5 protein-coding genes are annotated in these 3,548 nt (G+C 45.6%); 3 read left to right on the forward strand and 2 right to left on the reverse strand.

From position 1 onward, the window contains the following. Positions 1–288: 288 nt before the first annotated feature. Positions 289–525: a hypothetical protein gene (locus tag ACLQ6D_RS10010; protein WP_411727142.1), complete on the reverse strand. Its 237-nt coding sequence runs from the start codon at positions 523–525 to the stop codon at positions 289–291. A 7-nt stretch (positions 526–532) separates the two neighbouring features. After that, positions 533–1,153, reverse strand: a complete 621-nt coding sequence (yihA, locus tag ACLQ6D_RS10015; RefSeq protein WP_411727143.1) for a ribosome biogenesis GTP-binding protein YihA/YsxC — start codon at positions 1,151–1,153, stop codon at positions 533–535. 102 nt (positions 1,154–1,255) lie between these two features. Between yihA and ACLQ6D_RS10020 the strand changes: the two genes are divergently transcribed. The 3 genes from ACLQ6D_RS10020 (at position 1,256) to ACLQ6D_RS10030 (ending at position 3,229) form a co-directional block, all read left to right on the forward strand. Beyond that, positions 1,256–1,960 (forward strand): c-type cytochrome, encoded by a 705-nt coding sequence (locus ACLQ6D_RS10020; RefSeq protein ID WP_411727144.1) that lies wholly within the window; start codon positions 1,256–1,258, stop codon positions 1,958–1,960. A gap of 98 nt (positions 1,961–2,058) precedes the next feature. After that, positions 2,059–2,682, forward strand: coding sequence for a thiol:disulfide interchange protein DsbA/DsbL (locus ACLQ6D_RS10025; protein WP_411727145.1), 624 nt, complete (start codon positions 2,059–2,061; stop codon positions 2,680–2,682). A 151-nt stretch (positions 2,683–2,833) separates the two neighbouring features. Then, positions 2,834–3,229 (forward strand): CBS domain-containing protein, encoded by a 396-nt coding sequence (locus ACLQ6D_RS10030; RefSeq protein WP_411727146.1) that lies wholly within the window; start codon positions 2,834–2,836, stop codon positions 3,227–3,229. The last annotated feature ends 319 nt before the right edge of the window (positions 3,230–3,548 follow it).

The following is a 3,548-nucleotide window of genomic DNA, read 5'->3' on the forward strand; positions in this document are numbered from 1 at the left end:
CCGCCCATTCACTTGGCCGTCTTTGCAACTCGCCTGCTTCCCGCATTTTGGACAATCCATCGCAACCTCCCGGTGCATGTTAATGATCCAAAACTTATACAGTATCTATATATAATTAGCAATGCCCTTTTTTCAGGGTTGCAAACTTATTCACCTATCATCCGAAATACCCATTATAAAGTGTGCTTATCCCGCTTTGAGCGTGGGAACGATGCTAAAATGCATGGAAAAGATGGGCGTTTGATTGTGTGTAGGGGCAGGCCTTGTGCCTGCCCTTTGTGCCTTATGTTAGAAGTTGTATCGTTCAATTGGCGACGCTTTAGGGCAACCACACAGCGCGGGTTCCCTACCCGCCGCTGCACTTGACCCACAGGGATGTGGGAAATGCTGCCAACCGTATGGAACGGTTGCAGCCCCACCATCCCTGGCGGTCGAAGGGCTTGCCCCTACATAAATGCAGCGTACTATAGGCGTTAAGTTGGCGCGTATAGGCAGCATGCCCTGTCCGGCATCGCGTCCACTCAACTCCTCTCTAAACTTCGCTATTAGCTGCCTTATTGACGCTGAACAACTCATCAAGCGCTTGGTGCACCTCATCAATCCCGTTTTTTTTCAGCGCGGAAAATAACTGCGCCGTTATTGGTATATTAACGTCCTTAAGCGTCCGTTGGACTTGCAGTAAGGTGTTTTTGGCGGCTCCATACGTCAGTTTGTCGGCTTTAGTTAGTAATATGTGTAGCGGCAACCCCGTGTGTTGACACCATTCGATCATTTGCCAGTCAAAGTCCGTTAATGGATGCCGTACATCCATCACCAGAATGATGGCGCACAGGGATTTGCGCTGAGTCAGATAGATTTCCATTAGCTGATGCCATTTATTTTTTACATCGGCCGGCACTTTTGCATAGCCGTAACCCGGCAGGTCAACAAACCGCTGATGCTCATTGATTTCAAAAAAATTGAGCATTTGCGTCCTGCCAGGGGTTTTGCTCGTCCTTGCGAGTGAATTTTGCCGCGTCAGGGTATTTATCGCACTGGATTTACCCGCATTTGAGCGCCCGGCAAAGGCCACTTCCTTGCCCATATCCGCTGGAGTGTCCTTAAGGCTGGGCGAACTGTTCATAAATTTTGCTTGATGATAGACTGGATTCATCGCTGTCTCGCTTAGCTGTGGTAATTAAGGTAGAATTTAGCTTATTAATGGCCTGTTGCGACAAGGCTACCATACACATGTCACGATTCCGAGGGGAACCTGATGAAGAAAAATTGGCTGGCGCTTTCATTGACACTGGCATTGGCATTAGCACTATCCGGCACAGTGCCTATTTTACACGCCGAAGAAACAGTTGCAGAAGGCAATAGCGCTGCGGGCAAGGGAAATGTGAGTTCTTGCGGCGGTTGTCATGGTGAAAATGGCAACAGCGCGATGCCTACTTTCCCCAAACTTGCCCAGCAGCATTCTTCCTATCTAGTCAAACAATTGCAAGCATTTAAAGGTGGAACCCGTAACGACCCTGTTATGTCGCCGATGGCGTTGGCCTTAAACGATGCGGATATGCTTGATATTGCCGCCTACTATTCGAGCCAAAACATTTCAGCAAACCCCGCGCCTGTGCTACCGGCAGATGAAGATACCGCCGACGGGGCGACGGATGAAAAAAAAGCTAAAGAAGCCATGCAAGCTTTATTGGCTAAAGGGAGCAACCTGTACCGAAACGGTAATCTCGCCAGTGAGGTATCTGCTTGCATCGCCTGCCATGGACCCTCCGGCGAAGGCAATAAACCCGCCGCATTTCCGGCATTACGTTCACAACATGCCGATTATTTGATTAAATCGCTCACTGATTTTAAGTCCGGTACGCGTAGCAATAACCCTGAAAACATGATGCACATGATTGCAAAAAAAATGTCGGATGAGGAAATCAAGGCCGTTTCCTATCACATTTCGACGATGAAATAACGATTATATTAAAGCGAATCCAGAACTTGTTCATTCCTTGTTTATAAGTCGGATTTATGATGTCACTGCTAAATTGACAATTTGGAGAACTAAAACCCATGTTAAAAAAATTTGCCGGAATTGCCCTAATAATCTTTTTCGTTTCATACACAACGCTGTTAAAGGCAGAAGAACAACTAGGCTATGAAGTCGTATCCCCCGCCCAACCTACTGCCAATCCAGCCAAAATAGAAGTCATTGAATTTTTTTGGTACGGCTGCCCACATTGCTACAGCTTTGAGCCTTCGTTGACAAAATGGCTAAAAGCGCTTCCTGCCAATGTTGAATTCATTAGGATCCCCGCCATATTTAACGAGCAATGGGGCAAACACGCCAAAGCCTACTTCACTGCTGAAGCGCTAGGCGTTGTTGATGCTGTCCACACCAATTTTTTTGACGCCATCCAAGAGAAAAAACAGGAACTTGAAACAGAAGACCAATTAGCTAAATTTTTTGCCGCCCACGGGGTTAAAGAAGCGGAATTCCGCGAAACCTACAATTCTTTCATGATTGACGCGAAGATGCGCCAAGCACCCGCCATTGCTGCAAAGTACGGAATAACTGGTGTTCCCGCCATCGTTGTCAATGGCAAATATAAAACCAATGGGACTTTGGCGGGTTCCCAGGAAAAAATGATTGGCGTAATGAACTCACTGATCAAAAAAGAAAGCGGGGGGAAATAAGCGCCTTTTCGAGCTGTTTGGGTGGTAGTGTGGGTCAGGAGGTTTTGTTGACCATTACGCCCTCTATTATTGTTTGACTCAATAAGCTGATTCCATTTATCGAACGTGAATGCCAGCAACCCAATTAAAATAAAAAACTACGGAGTCCGTTATGCTGACGAAAATTTCTGTTGCAGATTATATGACCAAAAGACTGGTTACACTCTCTAAGGAAACTAATGTAATTGATGCTATCAAAAAATTGCTGGATCATAAAATAACCTGTGCTCCGGTTATTGATCAACCGGGACACCTGATCGGTATGTTTTCAGAAAAAGATGGTATGCGTGTGTTTTTAGAAAGTGTCTATGATCAGGGCATGGGTGGAAAAGTTGGCGATTTTATGGCCACGGAGATAATCAGTGTCGATGCTAAATCCAGCATTGTGGATTTAGCAGAAAAATTTCAGGGCTCTTCAGTGAGAAGCTTTCCTGTTTTTGACCATGCTGAATTGGTTGGCATTATTAGCCGTACAGATGTTTTAAGGGCGTTGGTTTCTATAGACTAATGCGTAATCTGTAGGGCAATGACTTTTTGCAGGGAAAATCTTAGGTTAGAAAAGCGGTTATTGTTCCGGTAATTTCCATAATTTTGCAACACGGTAAAGCGTAATCCGTAGAGTGCATTAGCGTAGCGTAATGCAACGTACGTTGATGGTTTCTTCGTTCGGCGAAATACGCTGCGCTATACCGGCCTACTAAGAGCTTATCCGCCAATAACTTGATAAATTCTGTATAGTTGTGAAAGAATTGCAATCAATTGCTTTACTAAAGGTTGCCATTCGTTGAAAAGACCACAAAGCCGGAAAGTTCCCGATGCTTTTTGGG

Source organism: Methyloglobulus sp., assembly GCF_046714055.1.
Lineage (GTDB): Bacteria > Pseudomonadota > Gammaproteobacteria > Methylococcales > Methylomonadaceae > Methyloglobulus.